This is a genomic window from Elusimicrobiota bacterium (assembly GCA_016721625.1).
In the GTDB taxonomy this organism is placed as follows: Bacteria; Elusimicrobiota; Elusimicrobia; order FEN-1173; family FEN-1173; genus JADKHR01.
Window position 1 is genome coordinate 2,427,942 of the sequence record JADKHR010000001.1, and the last position, 21,760, is coordinate 2,449,701.

28 protein-coding genes and 1 pseudogene are annotated in these 21,760 nt (G+C 59.2%); all 29 read left to right on the forward strand.

All coding sequences use genetic code 11. The features are described from left to right. The first annotated feature begins 544 nt into the window (after window positions 1–544). Window positions 545–844 (forward strand): BrnT family toxin, encoded by a 300-nt coding sequence (locus IPP35_10570; GenBank protein ID MBL0059527.1) that lies wholly within the window; start codon window positions 545–547, stop codon window positions 842–844. Continuing rightward, complete coding sequence (locus tag IPP35_10575) at window positions 819–1,094, forward strand: CopG family transcriptional regulator (protein ID MBL0059528.1); 276 nt, start codon at window positions 819–821, stop codon at window positions 1,092–1,094. The genes IPP35_10570 and IPP35_10575 overlap by 26 nt, the downstream gene beginning before the upstream one ends. 54 nt (window positions 1,095–1,148) lie before the next feature. Beyond that, a complete protein-coding gene (locus IPP35_10580) occupies window positions 1,149–1,469 on the forward strand; it encodes a BrnT family toxin (protein MBL0059529.1) in 321 nt (106 codons plus the stop codon). Then, a complete protein-coding gene (locus IPP35_10585; GenBank protein MBL0059530.1) occupies window positions 1,450–1,725 on the forward strand; it encodes a BrnA antitoxin family protein in 276 nt (91 codons plus the stop codon). The genes IPP35_10580 and IPP35_10585 overlap by 20 nt, the downstream gene beginning before the upstream one ends. A 311-nt stretch (window positions 1,726–2,036) precedes the next feature. Then, window positions 2,037–2,312 (forward strand): hypothetical protein, encoded by a 276-nt coding sequence (locus IPP35_10590; protein ID MBL0059531.1) that lies wholly within the window; start codon window positions 2,037–2,039, stop codon window positions 2,310–2,312. A gap of 295 nt (window positions 2,313–2,607) precedes the next feature. Next, window positions 2,608–3,069 carry a hypothetical protein gene (locus IPP35_10595; protein MBL0059532.1) on the forward strand — a complete coding sequence of 154 codons (462 nt, stop codon included), beginning with the start codon at window positions 2,608–2,610 and terminating at the stop codon, window positions 3,067–3,069. Between the two features lie 152 nt (window positions 3,070–3,221). After that, window positions 3,222–4,076 (forward strand): SPASM domain-containing protein, encoded by an 855-nt coding sequence (locus IPP35_10600; GenBank protein MBL0059533.1) that lies wholly within the window; start codon window positions 3,222–3,224, stop codon window positions 4,074–4,076. 37 nt (window positions 4,077–4,113) lie between these two features. Then, on the forward strand, window positions 4,114–5,664 hold the full coding sequence (locus IPP35_10605) for a glycosyltransferase family 39 protein (protein ID MBL0059534.1): 1,551 nt from the start codon (window positions 4,114–4,116) through the stop codon (window positions 5,662–5,664). A gap of 35 nt (window positions 5,665–5,699) precedes the next feature. Further along, window positions 5,700–6,038, forward strand: a complete 339-nt coding sequence (locus IPP35_10610) for a TfoX/Sxy family protein (GenBank protein MBL0059535.1) — start codon at window positions 5,700–5,702, stop codon at window positions 6,036–6,038. 136 nt (window positions 6,039–6,174) lie between these two features. Then, the gene (locus IPP35_10615; GenBank protein MBL0059536.1) at window positions 6,175–6,519 is read left to right on the forward strand and encodes a DUF4156 domain-containing protein; all 345 of its coding nucleotides are present in this window, start codon (window positions 6,175–6,177) and stop codon (window positions 6,517–6,519) included. Window positions 6,520–6,599: 80 nt separating this feature from the next. Continuing rightward, complete coding sequence (locus tag IPP35_10620) at window positions 6,600–7,157, forward strand: hypothetical protein (GenBank protein ID MBL0059537.1); 558 nt, start codon at window positions 6,600–6,602, stop codon at window positions 7,155–7,157. A gap of 217 nt (window positions 7,158–7,374) precedes the next feature. Then, window positions 7,375–7,575, forward strand: a complete 201-nt coding sequence (locus tag IPP35_10625; GenBank protein ID MBL0059538.1) for a cold-shock protein — start codon at window positions 7,375–7,377, stop codon at window positions 7,573–7,575. Window positions 7,576–7,651: 76 nt separating this feature from the next. Further along, window positions 7,652–8,509 (forward strand): 3-deoxy-8-phosphooctulonate synthase, encoded by an 858-nt coding sequence (gene kdsA, locus IPP35_10630; protein ID MBL0059539.1) that lies wholly within the window; start codon window positions 7,652–7,654, stop codon window positions 8,507–8,509. Between the two features lie 13 nt (window positions 8,510–8,522). After that, window positions 8,523–8,747 carry a hypothetical protein gene (locus IPP35_10635; GenBank protein MBL0059540.1) on the forward strand — a complete coding sequence of 75 codons (225 nt, stop codon included), beginning with the start codon at window positions 8,523–8,525 and terminating at the stop codon, window positions 8,745–8,747. A 7-nt stretch (window positions 8,748–8,754) separates the two neighbouring features. Beyond that, on the forward strand, window positions 8,755–9,744 hold the full coding sequence (locus IPP35_10640; protein ID MBL0059541.1) for a KpsF/GutQ family sugar-phosphate isomerase: 990 nt from the start codon (window positions 8,755–8,757) through the stop codon (window positions 9,742–9,744). After that, window positions 9,728–10,324 carry an HAD hydrolase family protein gene (locus tag IPP35_10645; protein MBL0059542.1) on the forward strand — a complete coding sequence of 199 codons (597 nt, stop codon included), beginning with the start codon at window positions 9,728–9,730 and terminating at the stop codon, window positions 10,322–10,324. The genes IPP35_10640 and IPP35_10645 overlap by 17 nt, the downstream gene beginning before the upstream one ends. Beyond that, window positions 10,284–10,850 carry an LPS export ABC transporter periplasmic protein LptC gene (lptC, locus tag IPP35_10650; protein MBL0059543.1) on the forward strand — a complete coding sequence of 189 codons (567 nt, stop codon included), beginning with the start codon at window positions 10,284–10,286 and terminating at the stop codon, window positions 10,848–10,850. The genes IPP35_10645 and lptC overlap by 41 nt, the downstream gene beginning before the upstream one ends. Window positions 10,851–11,456: 606 nt before the next feature. After that, window positions 11,457–12,449 carry an LPS export ABC transporter ATP-binding protein gene (lptB, locus tag IPP35_10655; protein ID MBL0059544.1) on the forward strand — a complete coding sequence of 331 codons (993 nt, stop codon included), beginning with the start codon at window positions 11,457–11,459 and terminating at the stop codon, window positions 12,447–12,449. A gap of 183 nt (window positions 12,450–12,632) precedes the next feature. Further along, the gene (raiA, locus tag IPP35_10660; protein MBL0059545.1) at window positions 12,633–13,154 is read left to right on the forward strand and encodes a ribosome-associated translation inhibitor RaiA; all 522 of its coding nucleotides are present in this window, start codon (window positions 12,633–12,635) and stop codon (window positions 13,152–13,154) included. 20 nt (window positions 13,155–13,174) lie between these two features. Continuing rightward, window positions 13,175–13,633 (forward strand): PTS sugar transporter subunit IIA, encoded by a 459-nt coding sequence (locus tag IPP35_10665; protein ID MBL0059546.1) that lies wholly within the window; start codon window positions 13,175–13,177, stop codon window positions 13,631–13,633. After that, a complete protein-coding gene (gene hprK, locus IPP35_10670) occupies window positions 13,633–14,607 on the forward strand; it encodes an HPr(Ser) kinase/phosphatase (GenBank protein ID MBL0059547.1) in 975 nt (324 codons plus the stop codon). The genes IPP35_10665 and hprK overlap by 1 nt, the downstream gene beginning before the upstream one ends. Before the next feature lie 58 nt (window positions 14,608–14,665). Beyond that, window positions 14,666–15,514, forward strand: coding sequence for an RNase adapter RapZ (gene rapZ, locus IPP35_10675; protein ID MBL0059548.1), 849 nt, complete (start codon window positions 14,666–14,668; stop codon window positions 15,512–15,514). Window positions 15,515–15,524: 10 nt separating this feature from the next. Next, window positions 15,525–15,794, forward strand: a complete 270-nt coding sequence (locus IPP35_10680; protein MBL0059549.1) for a hypothetical protein — start codon at window positions 15,525–15,527, stop codon at window positions 15,792–15,794. A gap of 150 nt (window positions 15,795–15,944) precedes the next feature. After that, window positions 15,945–16,436, forward strand: a complete 492-nt coding sequence (locus IPP35_10685) for a PTS sugar transporter subunit IIB (GenBank protein ID MBL0059550.1) — start codon at window positions 15,945–15,947, stop codon at window positions 16,434–16,436. Window position 16,437: 1 nt separating this feature from the next. Then, window positions 16,438–17,106 (forward strand): PTS sugar transporter subunit IIC, encoded by a 669-nt coding sequence (locus IPP35_10690; GenBank protein MBL0059551.1) that lies wholly within the window; start codon window positions 16,438–16,440, stop codon window positions 17,104–17,106. Further along, a complete protein-coding gene (locus IPP35_10695) occupies window positions 17,103–17,846 on the forward strand; it encodes a PTS mannose/fructose/sorbose transporter family subunit IID (protein ID MBL0059552.1) in 744 nt (247 codons plus the stop codon). The genes IPP35_10690 and IPP35_10695 overlap by 4 nt, the downstream gene beginning before the upstream one ends. Then, window positions 17,843–18,109 (forward strand): HPr family phosphocarrier protein, encoded by a 267-nt coding sequence (locus tag IPP35_10700; protein MBL0059553.1) that lies wholly within the window; start codon window positions 17,843–17,845, stop codon window positions 18,107–18,109. Before IPP35_10695 ends, IPP35_10700 begins: the two co-directional genes overlap by 4 nt. 2 nt (window positions 18,110–18,111) lie before the next feature. After that, window positions 18,112–19,869: a phosphoenolpyruvate--protein phosphotransferase gene (gene ptsP / locus IPP35_10705; protein ID MBL0059554.1), complete on the forward strand. Its 1,758-nt coding sequence runs from the start codon at window positions 18,112–18,114 to the stop codon at window positions 19,867–19,869. Between the two features lie 15 nt (window positions 19,870–19,884). Further along, window positions 19,885–21,694 (forward strand): annotated as a pseudogene (gene lepA, locus IPP35_10710) (elongation factor 4). Window positions 21,695–21,760: the final 66 nt, after the last annotated feature.

Below are 21,760 nucleotides of genomic sequence, written 5' to 3' on the forward strand. Positions count from 1 at the left end.
GCTGACCTTTACGTTGGGGCCTAAACCATGAATATAGTTTTGCCGCTTCGGCTTCCAGCGGTTGTCCTCTTTCTATGTTTGGGCTGTCAATCTGCCAGACCGAATATTGACCGCTCTCAACTCGTGATCGATTGTCGTTATGTGATGGAGCATCTCGATAAGTATAAACCCACCTCAAATATTTCGAGCGACGGGCTGAGGTTCCTGACCCCCAAAGATTTACCTCCCTCGATCAGAATCTTGTCCCCCATATCAGTTCTCTCGGACGGTTCATGTGTGGATATTTTGCTTCCACGTTTCGGTCAAGGTCATGGATATTTGGCCTGCATAAGCGATGCTGAGCCAACCGGAATCGTCGGTAACAATCTCAAAGGATTTCTCGTTCGAAAGGAAGTTGATGGGCTATGGTATTACCAGTTACCGCCGAAATAGTTGGCCCCAACCCGGCGCTCCAATGGACGCCAACATGGGGCGCCGGTGATCTTCACGTTGGGCCCATCACAGCAATATGGTAAACAAACCATATTCGTGATACAATAGGCCAATGAGCGGCGGCGGTCGGTATGGGTCCTTCGTTTGGAATGCCTTGAAAGAAAAGGCCAATGTTCAGAGGCATGGGCTTGGCTTTCACGATGCCACTGAGGTCTTCGCAGATCCCCGGCGTATCATTGCCAGGGATGACCGACATTCCAAGGACGAGGAACGACTTTTCTGTGTTGGTTCCATCCATGGGCGTGTTATCACGGTTCGATTTACTTTTCGGGGAAAATGCGTTCGAATCTTCGGCGCTGGTTATTGGAGAAAGGGGAGGAAAGCATATGAAAAAGCCAATTTACACCGATGAACCCATGGGGAGACTTCATGTCATTCCCGACTTTTTGCCTCCTCCGGAAGAGCTTTTCCCGAAGAGGGAAGGCATTAAGGTGACTTTGATTGTGGATAGGGACAGCGTGAACTTCTTCCGCCAAAGGGCTCATAGTGCCGGCCTGAAATATCAACGAATGATGCGGGAAGTTCTCAGAGAGTATTCGCACCGCTACCAACTGGCCCCAACAAAGCGCTCCAGCGGACGGCCACACACCGGCCGCCGCTGAGCTTAGCCGTTGGGCACCCTTGACTAAAGTATATTACCAATATATACTTATCCAATGGCTGACGTCTACGATCACTTAGCGAAGTGCACAGGTTTTAATTGGGATAAATGGAACACGAGCAAAATATGGGACAAGCACAAAGTCACCCCATCCGAATGCGAACAGCCTTTCTTTAATCGGCCATTTATTGTCGACAACGATGAGAGACATTCAAAAGACGAGATTAGGTTCTATGCGCTCGGACAAACGGATGCCGGCAGACTCCTTTTCATCGTTTTTACCATCCGCGGGCACTTAATCCGCGCAATATCGGTGCGGGACATGAGCAACAGAGAGCGGGAGGACTACAAATACCATGAAAAACAAAATCCCTAAGTTTAAGAACGAATCAGAGGAACTGACTTTTTGGGCTTCTCATGACTCTTCTAATTACATCGACTGGAAGAAGGCTCGTAGAGTTACTCTGCCTAATTTGAAACCGTCTGTTAGGTCAATATCTATTCGTCTTCCTGAATCAATGTTTGAAGAGCTTAGGCTTCTAGCCAACAAGAAAGACGTTCCATATCAGTCTCTCTTGAAAATGTATCTGGCAGAGAGACTTCAAACTGAACTTAAACATGCACACGCATAGGCGCCCAACAAATCGCTCGAGCGGACGGCCACACCCCGGCCGCCGCTGAGCTTAGCCGTTAGGCCGGCAAATGGAATGATTGAATGGAGATACAATGAAGGGAAATCTATTTCGTGCGGCCAAAGAATATATTGATCTGGTTGAACGGATTGAAAAAACGAGGGATCCCCTAAAACTTCAAGTTCTTGACTTGAAGAAAAGAGAGCTGAGGCTCATTGGAATTTCATTGAATTGCTTAAAGCTCAGGGAATTAAATACAAAGACCGAGAACATGCAACCAGGATCGCTTTTCGAATTGCCAATGAGGAATTATGAGTCTGCTTGAAATCGCTCAAATCTACACCGACTTGGTCCGAACAGAAGAAAATATTCCCGGGACCGAACATGTTTCAAAAGAGGAAATAAATGTACTTCGATCCAAGCACCACGAAATCCTCATGCATAAACTCCGTGAGGAAGGAATTGAATTTACGGATCGTTTTGAGGCCATGAACATTGCTTTTGAAATAATCACCTCGCCCAACCATTCGCTCAGCCGGACGTTACCCTGCCGGCCTTCGGCCGCCAAACCTAGTAATTTTCGTTAAAGCTGTAGAAAAGCTCCTATGCTCGGAAAATGGGCGAAAACAGAGAAAAACCGGATCACATAGACGATCCGGGACGAACGATTTGAAGTGTCGTAAGGTGTTTCAACCCTGAATTCGGAATTTGAAATTACCGGTTGGGGGTTTTTCTACAGACTCGTTATGCCGGAGCCTAATGCCAAGCTTCAGGCCCCAAATCTCACGGGGGCTCCTTGATCCCCCACCCACCGCCACCATGGAATGGCCTCGCGGCGGCCGCCCGCTAGACTTTCATGTTGGCCTAGGAGAAATGATGCGAGTGTCCCTCTGGTTGCTTCTGTTTTGCTTTAGCGTTGTGGCTCCTGCTCAAGGAGCCGAGTATGTGCTTCGAATTGACAGGGACGAGGCTTGTCCCATTGGACCCCCAACCCCGAAAATCGAAAAAGGCCTACGCGCTTTGCTTGGCTATAAACATTCCGACGCCATCGTCGGTTTTGTCCTGGATTTGAATGGGGATAGAATTAATGATTATATTATTCAGGCAAATAAACCCTTGTGCGGCGCCGAAACTTGTCCTTACGAAATCATGGATGGGTCATCCAATAAATCAATCGGGACAGTCATCGGTGATCCGTTGGTTGTCAGCTCAATGAAGATTCAGGGGCACCTGGTCATTCAAGCCTATGGCCACGGTGGCGCCAAACCTGGAATGTATGGGACTTATGTCTTCGATGAGGGCCAATATGTCGAAGTGTCCGGCATCGATTTGATTTCGGAATAATTGGTTTTGCTCTTCAACATTTCAGACAGGGCTTCCCGGCCCCTTCTTTTTGGAGCCTGCCCTGGTTTAGCTGTTTTTGGCCTTCATTGAAACTTCTTCCCGATTTCCCCGCGTTTAAGAAAGTATACGTTGAGATTGGGAACGTTTGTCAGTTGAAATGTCCCTTTTGTCCTGAGGTGGTCAGGGATAAAACATTTATGGGGCGGGAATTATTTGAAAAGGTTGTTAGAGCGGTGGCCCCGCTCACAGAAGAGGTGTGCTTTCATTTGATGGGGGAACCCCTCCTCCACCCGGAATTCGATTCTTATGTGGCTTTCTGCCGCACTGTCGGCGTTCGCCTCAATATAACGACCAACGGTCTTTTGCTTGATCGCCAACGAACGGAGGCCCTTTTAAATTCCGCTGTGAAACAAATCAATTTCTCGCTTCAGAGTTTTGAGGCCAATTTTCCGCATCGGGACCATTCGGAATATCTTCAAAACATTTTTGATTTTACCGAGAGAGCCCTGCGGGAACGTTCGGACCTCTACATCAACTATCGGCTTTGGAATGAGGGCGCGGAGGGGGCCCAGGGGTCCAATGACCTCTTGCTCCAGAAAATAAAACAGGGCCTTCATGTTGAAATCCAAAAGAAGGCCGATGTTCGATGGAAGAAGAGCGTCCATTTAAAGGGCCGGGTGTTTTTGCATTTTGACAGCCGGTTCCAATGGCCCCACCTCGACCAGCCCGTCAGAAGCGCCCGGGGGTTTTGCTACGGCTTGTCTTCCCATATCGGGATTCTGGCCGACGGGACGGTGGTGCCGTGTTGTTTGGATAAAGACGGTGTCATCGGTTTAGGGAATGCGGATACGCAAAATATCGATGAAATCATTGATAGCCCCCGGGCCAGGGCTCTCCGTCAAGGATTCCAAAGGGGAAATTTGGTCGAAGACCTTTGCCGTAAATGCACGTTTATTTCAAGGTTTGATAAGAAGGTGGGACGAGGGAGGACTCCTGTTCTGGGGTGACCAGGGACGAGAGCGGGTTAAACGCCATGGGGGGCCCTTGGCGGGACTCTTTTTGGCGGCAGGGTTGGCTCTCTTTCCATTTTTCCGGCAAGCCCTATTCGTGGACGACCACGCCCACTTTGAGCAGGCCGAGAGAATCGCCTGGACGGGGGGTGGGCCCTATTCTAAGACGGCGGGTGGATTGGGGTGGGTGAAAGGTCAAATTCCGGGGGAGGCCAACGGGCCCGTGTACCTCATGGCCGTCGGGGGGCTGATTCGTTTGTTGGGGGATGAGGTTTCCGTTGTTCGGTTGGCGTTGTTTCCCCTGCACTTGGCGGGCGTGTTTTCGGTTTATTTTTTGGCCCGGCGGTTTGTTCGACGCCCCTTCTTGGCCTCGCTCGTTTGGTTGGTTTCTCCTCATGTCTGGCTGACCACCAATTCCCTTTTGGTGGACGCCATGTTGGCGTCCCTGGTGTCCATCGGAATTTGCCTGTGGGTGGAAGGGTGGGAAAGGGATTCGGATCTTTTGCTCGCGGGCGGCGCTTTCTTCCAAGGGTTAAGCTTTTTGGTGAAATACACGGGATTGATTTCCATCGCTGTTTCGCTGATCTGGATCCTCCTTTGGTCCAAACGGCGGTTCCACGGGAAATCCCTTTGGTTGTCCATTCCCGTGGGAATGGGCGTGGGTTGGTTTTTGTGGTCGCGGTCCTTTTACGGGGAGTCCCACTTTCTGGCCGTGGCGCGGGGAAGCCTCTCTTTTCACGGTGGGGATCGGTGGGTGACGCTCGCCGCGTTTGCGACGGCGACGACACCCATTCTCGCTCTGGCCGGCATCAAAAATCTTTTGACGAATAAACCGGCGCGCGTGGGAGCCCTCGGGGCCTTCCTGGCGGCGGGGATTTTGGCGCCGTTCACCGACATGATTACCACCTTCGGGCTCTGTGCCCTCGCCTCCCTTTTCGTCGTCGCCCTTTGGCCGGCGGCTCCCGACGCCGACAGGGCGCCCGGAGAGGGGTGGTTGCGTTCATGGATTCTCCTCGGTGTCGTCGGTTTGTGGGCCGCCAGGGGATGGGTTTGCGCCCGTTACCTTGTGGTCATTGGAATACCGTTGGTCCTGCTTTCACTTCAAGTTCTTGAATCCTGGCGGTTTTGGGGGAAAATTGGCCGTTCCGCCCTTTGGGGGTTGATCGTCTATGGCGGATGTTTGGCGGCGGCTAATTTTCAGCAGGCCGCGGTGGATCCCTGGGCGATAAAAGAGGTTCAGAAGAAATTTGGACGTGACACTTCTGTCCAGTGGTTTTTCCCAGCGGCCACTCTGTCCGGCCTTCCTTATTACGGAGCCAAGGCCGGGTGGAGGCCGTTGAAGCCGGGGGAAGATATCCCGCCAGGGGGGCGCCTCCTTCTTCCCGCGCGACGGTTACCAAAGGTTTTTTGGCCGAACACACAGGGGGCCGCCGTCCTGGGAACTTTCTCGGCCCCTCGCGGACTTCCCTTTCGCTTGCTTGGATCCAAGGCGGGGTTTTATGGGTCGATTTGGGGGCCGCGACCCTTTGGTTTTTCTTTAGAACCCGTTGAAAAGTTTTATATCTTTGAGACCTCAAATGAGTAGCTTGGGGGAACTGTCGGGTGGCGCCTGGGGGGGAAATGGCATCGGACCAGGAATTCGTTGATTTTGTCTGCGATCAGATGCGGGGAGCCGGGCCTATCTCCTTTCGGAAGATGTTTGGAGAATACGCGATTTACTGCCGCGGGAAAGTGGTGGCGCTTGTTTGCGATAACCAATTGTTCGTTAAGCCCACGGCGGGCGGCCGATCCTTCGGCGGGAATGTGGAAGAGGCTCCTCCTTACCCTGGGGCGAAAAATTATTTTCTGGTGGGCGATCGAATCGACGATCGGGAGTGGGTTTCCGGCTTGGTCCGAGCCACGGAAAAAAACCTCCCCGCGCCGAAGCCGAAGAAACGCAAGTCGAAAAGGCGCCTCTAGGAGCTTGATCCATTCTCCCGATTCGGCTGCAAATTTATCTGTCGGCCTGGGTCTTTGCCCCGAATATATTTTTTAGCATCCCACTCGGTCTTTGTTATAGGATCGTTAGGGGGAATATTGTCCAAAGGGAGTGATTATGCGAATTGTTTTGGCGGTGTCAGCCTGGGTCCTTTTAGCGGGGTGTGCGCCAACGTTGGTTCAGCTCAATTCACGGGCTGAACGGGTGACCGTCAGCAAGGAAAACCCCGGCCCTGGGTTCAAAGAAATTGGACCCATCTCGGCGTCCCATGGGGAAGGGAACGGGGTGATTGGCCGGAAGGGAACCTACGAAGGGGCTTACACCCTTCTCAAAAACAAGGCCGCCGACATGGGGGCGGACCATGTGATGATCTTGAATATCGTGGAGGCGGACTCTAACCCCAATGATCCGGGCGATAACCATTTTGTGATCCGCGGGGTGGCGTATCGAAAGGGTCCGTAAATCTTTCGAGCGTCAAAAGTTAGACAAATTGGTATTGAAACGGGCCCATGGGGGTTCCGATCTTCGTTAAGGAGGCTTTTATGAGTGCTCATGCGTTTCGTGTTGCAGTGGCTGTGGTTCTTGGTGTTCAACTCGTTGGTTTTTCAGCGGCGGACCTTCGGGCCGAGGCGGAAAAACCTGTTGTGGAGTCGGCCGGGCCCGCGGCGGGCGTTTCTCCCGTGGACCTGGCGGGCCAGGAGGCTTGGCGAAAAGAGTTCAACGGGGTCCGGACCCAACGCAACGTGTTGTTGGGGGGGAGCGTGGCGGCTGTGGTGGCGGGCGGCGTGGTCTATGTGGCGGCCATGGGGGATATGACTGACGCGAAGAACACGCCCGGGTGCGATTATTCGGGGGGAACCATTTATTGCGCGGACGAGGCCAGCCGGGCCGCCGCCCAGGACCAACTCGATTCGTCCCAACAAAAAATGCTCATCGGCGCGGCCGTCTCCCTGGGAGGTTTGGGGTTGGCTTTGTGGGGGGCTTTCAAATCGGGGGAAATGAGCCGTTTGGAGAGGGCAGGGGAGAAAAAGGGATATTCGCTTTCGTTGGAGCCCCGTGGAATGACGGGCATGGAGCTGTTGGTTCGCCGTACGTTTTAGTGTGGACCGGGGAGGAGAACACGCGGGAAAAAAAGTCCTTGACAATTTCGGAAGATATGGCATAATGAAGGCCGTAAGATTGAAGTTTGGCTTCCGGTTCGTCGGTGGAACATCATCGTAACAGGCCGTGTGGACAAACGTCCCCGCGGCTTTTTTTGCGTGTGGTTCGCTGTGGAATGCGCTTCAGAAACTATCTTACATGGACGGTGATGTTTCGATGAAAGGTACAGTGAAATGGTTCAACGCATCCAAGGGGTTTGGTTTTATCACCCCCGAAGGTGGTGCGGAGGACGTGTTTGTTCACTTCTCGGCCATTCAAGGGGAAGGTTACAAATCCCTCAATGACGGCCAAGCGGTGGAGCTCGAGGTGACCAAAGGCCCCAAAGGCCTGCAGGCCGCCAACGTTCGCCCGTTGTAACCAACGGCTTCGTTAGAAAGGACCCTCGCCGGTTTAGCCGGCGAGGGTCCTTTTCTTTTTAAGCTATAATACTCCCATGCCGAACCCCTGCCGCACCGTTTCCATCGGTCCCATCCGCCTCGCCAACGACCGGCCCCTCGCCTTGATCGCCGGGACCTGCGTGGTGGAAAGCGAAGCGATGACTCGGCGTGTAGCGGCCCGCTTGCAGGACATGGCCCACCGCCTCCGGATCCCCTTCCTCTTTAAAGCGTCCTACGACAAAGCCAACCGATCCTCCAGCGCTTCCTACCGCGGGCCGGGCCCCGCCGAGGGCCTCGCGATCCTGGCCAAGGTGAAACGGGAACTAGGCCTGGCAGTGGTGACGGACGTCCATTCCGTTGAGGAAATCCCGGCCGCGGCCGCGGTGGCCGACGTGCTTCAGATCCCCGCGTTCCTTTGCCGGCAGACCGACCTGGTGGTATCCGCCGCCAAATCGGGGCGGGTGGTGAACGTCAAAAAGGGGCAATTCCTTTCCCCCTGGGACGCGGAGAACATCGTTCGGAAAGTGGAGGCGGCCGGGTCGGACCGCCTTCTCTTGACGGAACGGGGCGCGTCTTTCGGTTACAATAATTTGGTGGTGGACATGCGGAGCTTGGAGGTTCTGCGAGGGTTCGGCGCGCCAGTGGTTTTTGACGCGACGCATTCGGTTCAATTGCCGGGAGGAAAAGGGACCTCGTCAGGCGGCCAGCGGGAGTTTATTTATCCCCTCGCCCGCGCGGCGGTGGCCGTGGGCGTGGCGGCGGTGTTCATGGAAGTCCATCCCGACCCGGAAAAAGCCCTTTCCGACGGACCCAACGCCGTCCGGCTGGCCCATGTGCCGGAACTGATGAAGCGCCTTCTCGCCATCGACCGCGTGGTGAAGCGCCGAGGATTTGTTCGAAACATTTTCGTCTGACAGCGAGGCGGGTATGAAAAAAGAGAAAAACAAGAGCGAGCCGTCCATCCCCTCTCCGGCGATTCCAGCGTCGGAGCCCTGGCGGCCCACGTGGCGGTGGCACTTGAAGGCCTTGGGGGGGATTTATCTTTTTTTGGTCCTCTTCTATTTCGCCGTGGACCGTTGGTTGTCCCGTCTTCCGGAGCCCTACCGGTTGCGGGACGTGCCCGTCGAAATGACCCCCTGGCTGAAAAAGTAGGGTTCCCATGAAGAAACCCGCCCTTGTTTCCGCCGCCCGTTGGGCGGACCGCGCCCGCCGCACCCTGCGGATCGAAGCGCGCGCCGTGGCCGACCAGGTGGCCCATGTGGACCGACATTTCGTTCTGGCCGCCGAGCGGTTGATCCGGACCCGGGGACGGGTGGTGGTGATGGGGATCGGCAAATCGGGTTTGATCGGGCGGAAGCTGGCCGCCACGCTCTCCTCCACGGGGACGGCGGCTTATTTCGTCCATCCGACGGACGGTCTCCACGGCGACGTGGGGATGGTGTTGGCGGGAGACACGGTGCTGGCGCTCTCCCACTCGGGGGAGACGGAGGAACTGAAAAAAATTCTCGGCACGCTCCGGAATTTGAAAGTGTTTTTGATCGCCTTGACGGGTCGGCCCCGGTCGCCCTTGGGGCGCGCGGCGGACCTGGTCGTCAACACGTCGGTGCGGGGCGAGGCCTGTCCGTTCAATATCACGCCCACGGCCTCCACCACGGCCATGCTCGCCATGGGCGACGCCTTGGCGCTCTTGGCCATGGAGATGCGGGGGTTCGGCCGGGAAGATTTCGCCCGCCTCCATCCCGCGGGGACCTTGGGCAAGCGGCTGACGCTTCGGGTGGGGGAACTGATGCATCAAGGGACGGACAACCCGCTGGTGCCGGAGTCCAAACGGGTCGAAGACGCTTTAGCGGTGATGACCCGGACCCGGCTCGGGGCCGCTTCCCTGGTGGACGGTCGGGGCCGCCTGACGGGGGTGTTCACCGACGGCGATTTGCGGCGGCGTTTGCAAAAAGATCCGGCGCTGTTGTCTAAAACCCTTTCGGCGGTCATGACGCGGTCGCCCCGGACCGTGGGGGTGGACGACCTGGCCGCCGATGTGGCCCCTCTGTTCCGAAAATACGGGTTGGATAACTTCCCCGTGGTGGACCGACGGGGGCGGCCGGTGGGCGTGCTGGACGAAAAGGATCTCCTCGATGAAGGCCTTGTTTAAAAAACTGCCGAGAGGGTCGGCTCTCTCCCAAAAGGAGCTCCTCCGCCGCGCCAAAAAAATCCGATTGTTCGCCATGGACGTGGACGGCGTTTTGACCGACGGAAAGATCGTCGTGCTCGACTCCGGCGAAGAAGTTAAAAGCTGGGATGTGAAGGACCGCATCGCGTTCTTCATTTTACGGAAGTTCGGCGACCGGTTTCGGGTGGCATGGATCACGGGTCGGAAGTCCCTCCAGGTGGAGACCCGCGCGAAAGAAATCGGGGTCGCCTCCCTTTTTCAAAACTGCGACCACAAAGGGCGGGCGTTGGAGGAGGCCGCGGCGGGGCTCTCACTGACGATGGAGCAGACCGTGTTCATGGGGGACGACTTGGTGGACCTTCCGGCGCTTCGGCGGGCGGGGCTCGCCGTTTGTCCGTCGGACGCCCACCCGTCGGTTCGGGCGGTGTGCCACTGGGTGACGAAGTCTCCCGGCGGGAACGGGGCGGTGCGGGAAATGGCGGATTTTGTGTTGGAAGCGCAGGGCTTGATGGGACCGTTGCTTGAAATGTTCGAGAACCCGGACCGCCGTCCGAATCCGTAACCTGGCCGCGGGGGCGCTGGCCGCCTTGGCGGCCTGTCGACCCGTGCGGGGGCCCGCGTACCCGGACACGGTCGAGGCTCCCGACCAAACCATGGACGACTTCACGATGGATTCCTACGCCGCCCTGGCCCGCGTGTGGTCTTTAAGGGCGCCCCACGCCGATATTTTTGAAAAGGACCACCGCGTGGAGCTCACCCAACCGCGCATCCGTTTTTTTTCCGCGGGGCGGCCGGGTTCCACCGTGGCGGCGGCCCAGGGCCGGCTGGACACGGAAACCAAAGACATGTGGGCCGGGGGCGGCGTGGTGATGGTGTCCACGGAAGGGGCGCGCCTCGAAAGCGATTGGGTGCGCTACGAGAAGAGCACCGAACGGTTTATTTCCACGGCGGCCGTGACCATTACCCGCGGTCGTTCGGTGGTCACGGGAATCGGCTGGCAGGCGCGGTCGGACCTCTCGGATTTATTGATCACTCATCAGCGGGGAGAGATCGCCCCAGAAGACGAGCGCGGGTTTAAGAAGAAATGAGGCGTGCCGAAGAGAGAAACGGTTTTACGGGACGCCTTTTGTTTTTTGCGGTCTTGGCGGTGGCGGGAGAAGCGGCGGCGGGGGGGCCGGACGTGGGGGTTTCCACGGCGGCGCCCAAGGCCGTGATCACGAGCCGGTCCGTGCGGGTGTTGGACAAGGGAGGGCGGGTGGAGTTCACGGGGGACGTGAAGCTCACCCGGGGAGACGATTTTTTGTCGACGGATCGCCTGGTGACCGAGGAGGCCACCAACGTGTCGCGGGCGACCGGGCACGTTTACTTTCGGCAGGAGAACGCCGGCGAAGGGGTTCGCTGGGAAGCTTGGGGAGAGCGGGGCGTTTACGACTCCGAGGTCGCGTCGGGAACCCTGTGGGGGAACAGCCCGCCGGCCCGTGCTCGGCGGACGCCTTTGGGGCCTGGCGCGACGCCCGGCGGAAAAGTGGACTTGGAAGCGCCGGAGATTTCCTTTGCCCGGGTGGCCGTTTCCACGGCGCCCGGCTCCCGCGCCCTGGGAAGGGCCCGTGCGGCCGGGGGTGTGTACGTGAAAAGCGCGGAGGACGTTCCGATTCCGCGGGTGACGGAAATGTGGTCGGACCGGGCGGACTACGATGGACCGGCGGACCGGTTTCGGTTGGAAGGGGCCTTTCGTCCATGGCCCGGCCTCCCTCCGCCCGGGGATCCCCCCGCTCGTTTGGACCGGCCTTACGCCCGCCAGGTCCAGGGTTCGGAGCGGCGGCAACTCCGGGGAGAAATCATCAATTTTCACCCCGCCGCGCGGCGACTGGTGGTGGAACGGGCCGTGCGGGCTCAAATTTTGTTCGATTCCAGCAAGTCCGCGAACGGCGCGGGATCGGAAATCAAGGGAAAAGAGAGGAAAACGGGTGTCCCTGCTCGCTGAGAATTTAAAAAAGTCCTACGGATCCCGCCTGGTGGTGGACGGGGTGACCGTGGAGGTCAACCCGGGAGAGATCGTCGGGCTTCTGGGCCCCAACGGCGCGGGGAAGACCACCAGTTTCTACATGACCGTGGGCCTCGTTCGTCCGGACGGGGGTCGCATCACCATCGAAGGGAGCGACGTTTCCGGATTGCCGATGTACATGCGGGCCCGGGCGGGGCTCGGCTATCTGGCCCAGGAACCGTCCATTTTCCGCCATATGTCCGTGGAAGATAACCTGAACGCCATCCTCGAACACCTGCCGCTCCTGCCCGAGGAACGGAAAGCCAAAGGCCAGGGGCTTTTGGAAGATTTGGGGCTGACGCGGTTGGCCAAACAGATGGCGTTCACTCTTTCCGGCGGGGAGAAACGCCGGACGGAAATCGCCCGCGCCCTCGTGACGGACCCCCGCTATCTCCTTTTGGACGAACCGTTCGTGGGGATCGACCCGCTGGCGGTGAACGACATTCAGGACGTGTTGGGGCAGTTGAAGAAAAAAGGGCTCGGACTTTTGATCACCGACCACAACGTTCGGGCGACCCTCGAGATCGTCGATCGCGCCTACATCATCCACGCCGGCCGCATTCTGGTCCACGGCGGGGCCCACGATTTGATGAACTCGGCGGAAGCGCGCCGTCTCTACCTGGGAGAAAAATTTCGGATGTGAGGGGGAGAGGAACCATTTCCGTTGGAAATAGGCCCTCTCCCGCTAGCGGGAGAGGGAAACCGCTTTTAAGAGCGAAAGGGACTTGGCGAACGGGGTGGTGGCTTTGGGTTTTTGAAAAATTGACAGGGTCTCGAAGGAAATGATAAATTGCTCTTAAAATAAATCTGAATCACGGGATGGCCTATGCAAATACACATCACCGCCCGCCACATCGAACTGACCCCGGCCCTGGCCGATCACGCCCGAAAGAAGCTCGAGCGGATTGCGCGGCATTTCGAGATCGTTCTCCGAGCCCAGGTGATCCTGGGGGTGGAGAAGCACCGACACATCGCCGAGGTCGTGGTCCACGCCCAAGGCCATCATGATTTTCGCGCCCGAGAAGTGGCGGGCGATCTCTACGCCGCCATCGATTTGGCCGTCGAGAAATTGCAGTTGCATTTTTCCCGCGAGAAGGATCGCCGGGTGACCGGCCGGCGGGGCGGGAAATCTCGGCCGGGGCCGCTTCCGCTTCCTTCCGCCCCCAAGGAACCCGTCATTACCCGGATCAGCCGGGTGACCCCGCGGATTCTTTCGGTTACCGAGGCGGCCCGCGCCCTGGGCGACACCGATATGGATTTCCTGCTGTTCTTGGGCGAGGATGACGCGGTGAGGGTTCTCTATCGCCGGCAAGACGGAACCTACGGGCTCCTGGAACCCAACCTCTGATCCCCCTCAAGGATGCGCCCATGAAACTCGTCGAACTTCTTCCGTTGTCCGCTATTTGCGTCGATCTAGCGGCCCAATCCAAAAAAGAGGCGTTGGAGGAGCTGTGCGCGCTCCTGGCCAAGGCCAAGAAAATTCCCGACGCTCCCGCCTTGGTTCGCACGCTTTTGGAACGCGAGGCCCTGGGGTCCACGGGCATCGGGCAGGGGGTGGCCATCCCGCACGGCAAGGCGCCGGCGATCAAGGAACAGGCGGCGGCGCTGGGAATTTCAAAGCGCGGCGTGGAGTTCGAATCCTTGGATGGGGAACCGGTCCACATCATTTTCCTTTTGGTGGCGCCGCCCGACGCGGCGGGGAACCATCTGAAGGCCTTGGCCAAAGTCTCCCGCCTCCTGAAAGACAAGTTCTTCCGCCAAGCCCTGAAAGACGGCAAGAGCGCCGAGGAAATCCTCACCATCATCCGCGAGGAAGACGAATACTGATGACCACCGACGCGGCCGCGGGAAAACCCGCGCCCCTCCACGTCGAGGAGCTTTGGAAAAGCCAGGCCGAGGCCCTGCGTTTATCTCTCCTGGCCGGCCAGGGCGGGTTCCGCCGGCAGATTCGCGCGGCAGACATCAACCGCCCCGGTCTGACCTTAGCCGGGTTCTTCGAGTATTATCGGAGCGAACGGATCCAGGTGTTCGGCATGGGCGAATCGGCTTTTTCCTCCACCCTCTCCAACGCCCAGCGAATGGAAATCTTCGACCGGCTCCTCTCCAACGGCGAGCTCCCCTGCCTCATCCTGACCCACGGCCGTGAGCCCGTTCCGGAAATGGTGGAACAGTGCGACCGCTACCAGGTGCCCCTCTTTCAGTCCCAGTGGGAAACCGCCCGTTTCATCGGGGAACTGACGGCCTACCTGGAGGAGCGGCTGGCTCCCTGCACCTCGGTGCACGGCACGCTCGTCAACGTCTACGGCATGGGGGTTTTGATCCTGGGGTCCTCCGGCATCGGTAAATCGGAGTGCGCGCTGGAGCTCTTGAAGCGGAGCCACATGCTGGTGGCCGACGATCGCGTGGAGATCCGCCACAAGCCGGGTGGAATTTTGGTGGGGTCCGGGCACCAACTCGTGCAACACCACATGGAAGTTCGGGGGCTTGGGATCATCGACGTCTGGAAAATTTTCGGCGTGGGCGCCGTGTTGAAACGCTCCCTCATTGAACTGGTGGTCTATCTCGAGATGTGGGACCAAAAAAAAGAGTACGACCGCATGGGCCTGGAAGAAAAGAGCACGACCCTGCTGGGCGTCGCCGTTCCGGAAATCCGCGTGCCTGTCCATCCCGGACGGAACCTGGGTTCCCTAATCGAAGTGGCCGCGCTCAATCAACGGTTGAAGCAACAGGGCGTTCATTCCGCCCGCGAACTGAACGAGCGGCTCATCCAGCGAATGTCCGGCCACACCGGCCGGGCGTAACACCGAATTTCACGTGGCGATTCGCGGGTCCTCCCCCTCTCGAAAGTCGGCCCGGCCCATGGACTGCGTGGTCGTCACCGGTCTTTCCGGCGCGGGCAAAACCTCGGCCCTGCGGGCCTTGGAGGACATGGGCTACTTTTGCGTTGATAACCTTCCGCTTCCCCTGCTTCCCCGTTTGATCCGGCTCTATCGCGATTGGGGTCAGCGCCTGACCAAAATCGCCGTGGGAGTGGACGTGCGCACGGGGCTTCCGGCCCGGGTTTTTAAAAAATCCATCGGAGATCTGACGCGCCAAAATATCGCGCCGCGGGTCCTCTTCATGGACGCCGACAACACCACCCTCTTCCGCCGCTATTCGGAAACACGCCGCCGCCATCCCCTGGCCGGGTCGGTGGCCAGCGGCATCCGCCGGGAGCGGCGGATCCTCCACGATGTGGCGGTTCTGGCGGACAAAACCATCGACACCTCTCATCTGGCTCCGCCCGAGGTGAAGGAAATGGTGTTGAAGACGTTGGGCCTGCAACATCCCCGGGGGATGGCGGTGATGGTTCAATCCTTCGGCTACAAGCACGGGGTTCCCATGGACGCGGACGTGGTCTGGGACGTGCGGTTTTTGCCGAACCCGAACTACGTGGCCCACCTGCGGCCTTTGACGGGATTGAGCCCGCTGGTGGCCCGCTACGTGATGGAGAACCCCCTCACCAAACAGTTTTTGAAGCACTTGGCTCCGCTGATGGAGTTCCTCCTGGAACGGTTCGCCCAGGAGGGGAAGAGTTACCTGACCTTGGCCGTCGGATGCACGGGGGGCCGGCATCGGAGCGTGGCGGTGGCGGAAGCTCTGGGCGAGGTCATTCGAAAAAACGGCCGGTTCGACGTTCGCGTGCATCATCGGGACGCGGCGCGGTGAGGCGATTTCAATGATGGGCATCGTGGTGGTGACGCACGGCGGTTTGGGACGGGAACTCTTGAACTGCGCGGAAAACGTCGTGGGAGCCCAAGCGGATGTCCGGGTGCTGGGTTTGACCGGGTCCGAGGCTCCCGACGGGTTCGAGAAACGCCTGCGGGAAACGCTTTTGGAACTGGAAACCCAGGCGGGCACCTTGATCCTATCCGATATGTTGGGGGCACGCCCTGCAACGTCTGCCTGCGTTTGGCGCGGGACCCCCAATTCCATTTCGAACTCGTGACCGGCGTTAGCCTTCCCATGCTCATCACGGCGCTCGCCAACCGGCACTACATGCCCCTGGCCCAGCTCACGCAGAAGCTCGTGGACGACGCTCCCCGGAGCGCCCAACGGCCGCTCCAAAAATTGCGGGAACACCTTCCACCCGCGTGACATGAACCTCGTCCTCGTTCGCGTCGATGACCGGCTGATTCACGGCCAGGTGGTGGGCGGCTGGTTGCCTGTGATTCAAGCCGAGCGGATCGTGGTGGCCTCCGACCGCGCCGCCGGCGACTCCCTTCAGACCGGACTCATGCGGTTGGCCGTGCCGGACCACGTGGCCGTGGACGTGCTAACGGTGGCCCGCGCCGCGGCCGTGCTGAAAGACAACCTTTGGGAAAAAGAGCGGGTTTTGCTTCTTCTTCCCGGCGTCGAGGAACTGGCCCGCTTGGTCGAGGCCGGGGCCCCCGTCACCCAGGTGAACCTGGGCGGCCTTCACGACGCGCCGGGGCGCGAGATGGTGGCGCCCCATCTGGCGTTCACGGCCGCCGAGCGCGCCCTCTTGGCGGGCCTTTTAAAGCGCGGCCTCTCCTTCGATACCCGCCCGCTTCCCGGGGATTCCTCGGTTCCGCTCGGCGAGCTGGTTCCGAACCTCGGGAAAAGCTGACATGGCTACGCTCCTCGCCGCGCTCGCCTACGGGATCCTCTCCTTGGACCATTTTACCGTGGGCCCGTTCCTCCTCTCTCGGCCGCTCATCCTTTCGAGCCTCGTGGGGTTCCTTTGCGGCCACGTCCCGGAAGGGATCGCCCTGGGCTTGCTCACGGAAAGCCTTTGGGTGGTGGTCCCTCCCGCGGGGCCGGCCCAGTGGGACGTGGGTCTGGCGGCGGCCCTGGCCGGCGTGTGGGCCTTTTTGAGTCCCTCGGGAGGGCCCTCCTCGTCGGTGTCTGGGGCGGCGACGGCCCTCGCCTTGATCCTCTCCATCCCCTTCGCCGTGTTGTGCCGGAGCGTGGATATTTGGTTGCGGCGGCAGATGCGGATTCTTTCGGTGCGAGCCCTGGAAGGGGTGGAGCGGGGGTTGGCCGGGCCCTTGCGCTACGGCCTGGTTTTCGCGGGGGTTCTTTGGGGGTTCAAGAGTTTGGTGGTCTTCTTTGTGGCAGAGGCCTTGGGCGGGGCCCTCTATGGTGTTCTTCTTCCCTTGGTCCGGGGGCCCTGGCTGGAGGGGCTGGACCGGGCCTGGCGGCTGTGGCCGGCGCTCGGGTTGGCCGCCCTTTTGCACCAGCTGTCTTTGCGGCTTGGGAAGGGCCGTCGGTTTTGGCTTCCGGGAGGCGGCGGGTGAAACTGAACCGGCGGGACCTGGTCCGGATCTTCGCCCGCTCCTTCATCATTCAGGGGCTTTGGACCATTCAGCGGGGTCAAAATTTGGGATACGTCTACAGCCTTTGGCCGGCGCTTCGGCGGTTTCATTCCCGCCGGGACGAGCGCGCTCGGGCGGCCCGCTCCCATGCCAGTTATTTCAGCACGCATCCCTATACCGCGGGAGTTCTCCTGGGCGTGGTGGCCGGGATGGAGGAGGACCGCTCGGAGGGAGACGGCACCGCGGTGGAGAGCGTTCTCGCCGCGCGGTCCGCCATGTCGGGCCCTCTCGCGGCCCTGGGTGAAGCTTTTTTCTGGGGAACGTGGCTCCCGTTCTGTTTGGCGGCGACCCTGGCCATGGGCGCTCTTTGTCCCCCATCGGCGATCTGGTCGCCGGTTCTTTTTCTGATTTTTTTTAACAGCCTCCACCTGGGGGTGCGGGCCGCCGGCCTGTGGCTCGGATACCGTTGGAAGAAAGACGTCGTCGGCCATCTGGCCCCGTTCCGCATTCAGGGACTTTTGCCCCTGCTCGCCTTGGGGGCCATGGCCCTCGTGGTTTTGCGGGGAGCGCTGGCCCCCCCTCCCGGATTTTCGGCCGTCCAGGGACTGCTCTGGACGGGGGTTTTCTGGGGCACGCTTCGGTTGGGCATTCGTCCGTCTTTCCTGGCTTTGGGTGTGGCGGCCGCTTCGGTGGCCTATGCCGGTATCGGGGCTTTCTTGTGATCGAGCGCACGTTCACCGTCCTCAACAAAATGGGTCTCCACGCCCGGCCCGCGGCCGCGCTCGTGACGGCGCTCCAGAAATTCGAGAGCCACGTCCTCCTCCGGAAAGACGATCAGGAAGTGGACGGCAAAAGCATCATGGGCATCCTGACCTTGACCGCCGAGTTCGGTTCCAAGCTGACCGTCACGGCGGAAGGCGCCGACGAGCAGGCCGTGATCGACAGCATGAACCAATTCTTCACCGACCAGGCTCACGAGGAATAAACATGGCTACCGCCGCCACACCGCCGGAAACGCGCTTTTTTAAGGGAGTCTCGGCCTCGCCCGGGATCGCCATCGGGAAGGCTTTCGTGCTGGAAGACATGGACCTGGCGGTGGGGCGTTGGCACGTACCGCCGGAAGCCGTGAAGGCCGAGGTCTCCCGGTTCCGCGCGGCCGTGGCCGACACGCGGAAGGAAATGATCGGCACCCAACAAAAGATCTTGAAGCTCCTCGGTAAAACCCACGCCCGACTGATCGAAGCCTACCTGTTGATCTTGGAAGATCCTCTTATTTCCAAGGACGTGGTGAAGAACATCACGGCCAACCGCGTGAACGCGGAATACGCGCTTTCCGAGGCGGTCTCCGGTGCGGTCAAAACCTTGGAGGCGGCCACGGATGAATATTTCCGCGAGCGGCGCCACGACGTTTTGGACGTTGGACGGAAAATCCTCCTCCACCTATTGGGCCACGAGCCCCAGGACTTGGAAGATTTGGACGAGCCTTCCGTCATTGTGGCGCGGAACCTGACCGCCTCCGACACCGTCCACATGAAGGCTCAATTCGCCGAGGGGTTCGCCACCGATATTGGCGGCCGCACGAGCCACACCGCGATCCTCGCCAATTCGCTCGAAATCCCGGCCGTGGTGGGCCTGCACGAAATCACCCGCCACGTCCGCCCCGGCGACATGATGATCGTCGACGGCCACACCGGGACGGTGATCCTGAACCCCTTGCCGGACGTGGTCGACAACTACCGCCGCGAACGGGACATTCGGGACGCCGAACGCCGGGATTTGGAGCGGTTGAGGGACCAACCTGCCCAGACTTTGGACGGCCGTCGGATCACCTTGGCCGGCAACATCGATTCCCCCGGCGAGATCAAAAATCTTCTGGCCAACGGCGCCGAAGGGGTGGGTCTCTACCGGACGGAATTCCTTTACATGAACCGGGAGACCCTGCCGGACGAGGAAGACCATTACCGGTTTTACTCCAAGGTGGCCCAATCCGTCCTGCCGCACCCGGTGATCCTGCGAACCTTGGACATCGGCGGCGACAAGTTGGTGGATCTCGGTTTCCCGGAACTGAACAAAAGCGAACCGAACCCGTTTTTGGGTTTGCGCGGCATTCGCCTGGCCCTGAGGCACCCGGATATTTTCAGGACCCAAATTCGGGCCATCCTGCGGGCGTCGGCCCATGGGAAAGTGCGGGTGATGTTTCCTATGGTGTCGGGCCTGGAAGAGTTCCGCGCGGCCCGGAAAATCGTCGACGAATGCATGGAAGAACTTCGCAAGAAGAACATCGCCTTCGACGAAAAAATCGAGGTCGGTTTAATGATCGAGGTCCCCTCCGCGGCGTTGGTGGTGGACTATTTGGCCAAGGAAGCGGATTTTATGTCCATCGGGACTAACGACCTCATTCAATACACTCTCGCCGTGGACCGGGTGAACGACGAGGTGGCCCACCTCTACGAGCCGCTCCATCCGGCGATCCTTCGGCTCATCCACCAAACCGTGAAAGCCGCCCATGCGGCCGGCAAATGGGTGGGCATGTGCGGAGAAATGGCCGGGGACGCGGAGATGACCGTCATCCTGCTGGGGTTGGAGCTGGACGAGTTGTCTGTCTCCCCGGGCATGGTGCCTAAAATCAAGAAGGCCATCCGGGACATCAAATTTTCCGATTGCCAGGCTTTGGTGGCGGACGTGATGAAAGACCCTTCCCGGGACAACGTTCAAAACCTCATCCGCCGGTTTCGGAACCGGTAGGTCTTCTTCCCCTCCATGGACATTTCGCGCATCCGCAATTTTTCCATTATCGCCCACATCGACCACGGCAAGAGCACCTTGGCCGACCGATTGCTGGAGGCCACCGGCACCGTTCAGCGGCGGGAAATGCGCGCCCAGATCCTGGACGGGATGGAGCTGGAGCGGGAGCGCGGCATCACGATCAAGGCCAAAGCCGTGCGCATGACGTGGACCTTTCAGGGACAAGAGTATCTCTTGAATTTGATCGACACGCCAGGCCACGTGGACTTTTCCTCCGAGGTGAGCCGCGCCATGGCCGCCTGCGAAGGGGCCCTTCTCCTGGTGGACGCGAGCCAGGGGGTCGAGGCCCAGACCCTCGCCAACGCTCAAATGGCCTTGGACGCCGGGCTCACGCTGATCCCCGTCATCAATAAAATCGACCTTCCCTCGGCGGATCCGGAAGGCGTCAAAAAACAGCTTCGGGAATCTCTGGGGTTGGACGGCCCCTATTTCCCGGCCAGCGCCAAGGAAGGGAAAGGCGTGCCTGAAATTTTGCAGGCCATCATCGAACGCGTCCCGCCGCCCGTGGGCGACCCGGACAAGCCGCTCTCGGCGTTGGTTTTCGATTCGGTTTACGATTCTTATCGCGGCGTCATTGTGTACGTCCGGCTCCTGGACGGCGTGCTGAAGCCCGGGCTTAAAGTGCGGTTCATGGCTGGGGGAATTGTGAACGAAGTGGAAGAGGTGGGGCACCTGCAACTCAAATACGTCAAGGCGGGGTCGCTTTCGGCCGGCGAAGCCGGTTATGTGGTCTGCGGGATCAAGGACATTCATCAGGTGCAGGTGGGCGACACCATCACGGAACACGCGAGGCCGACCAGCACGCCCCATGTGGGCTATCGGGAGATGAAACCGTTCGTCTTCGCCGGGTTCTACCCCATCGCCCAGGCCGACTACGAGAATTTGAAAAAGGCCATCGACAAACTGAATTTGGAGGACGCCGCGTTTTTCCATCAGCCGGAAACGTCCGTGGCGTTGGGGTTTGGGTTTCGTTGCGGGTTTTTGGGGCTCCTCCACATGGACATCATTCAGGAGCGGATCCGGCGGGAGTTTGACGTGGATCTCCTGGTGACGGCTCCGACGGTGGTTTACCGGGTCACCTCGCAAAACGGGAAAACGGCCGAGTATGACAGCCCCGCCAAGTTTCCTCCCTACGGCGACATCCGCGTGATCGAGGAACCCTACGTTCTGGCGACCGTGGTGGTCCCCTCTGAATTCGTCGGGCCGGTCATGCAATTGTGCCAAGACCGGCGCGGCCAGTTCGTCGACATGCGTTACTTGACTCCCACCCGCGTGGTTTTGAAATACGAAACGCCATTGGCGGAGGTCGTCGTGGATTTCTACGACGCTTTGAAATCTATTTCGAAAGGCTACGCCTCCTTCGATTACGAGCACGTGGGCTACCGGGTAGGCGACCTCCTCCGGATGGACATTTTGATCAACGAGGAGGAGGTGGACGCCTTCTCCTTCGTCGTGCCCGCCGTCGCGGCTCCCTACCGGGGCGTGAGATTTGCGAACGGTTGCGGGAACTGATCCCCGCCAGATGTTCGAGATCCCCATTCAAGCGAAACTCGGCGGACGGATCATCGCCCGGGAATCCGTTCGCGCCATGCGCAAAGACGTCTTGGCGAAATGTTACGGCGGCGACATTTCCCGCAAACGGAAACTGTTGGAAAAACAAAAAGAAGGAAAAAAACGCATGCGCCAGTTCGGCGCCGTGGAAATTCCGCAGGAAGCCTTCCTCGCCGTTCTCCGGCGCGACGACGGCGGAGCCAAAAAGGATTAAAGGAAAAGGCACCCATGGAAGAAAAACTGTTTTGGATTTCGCTCGTCAGCGGGATTTATGCCTACG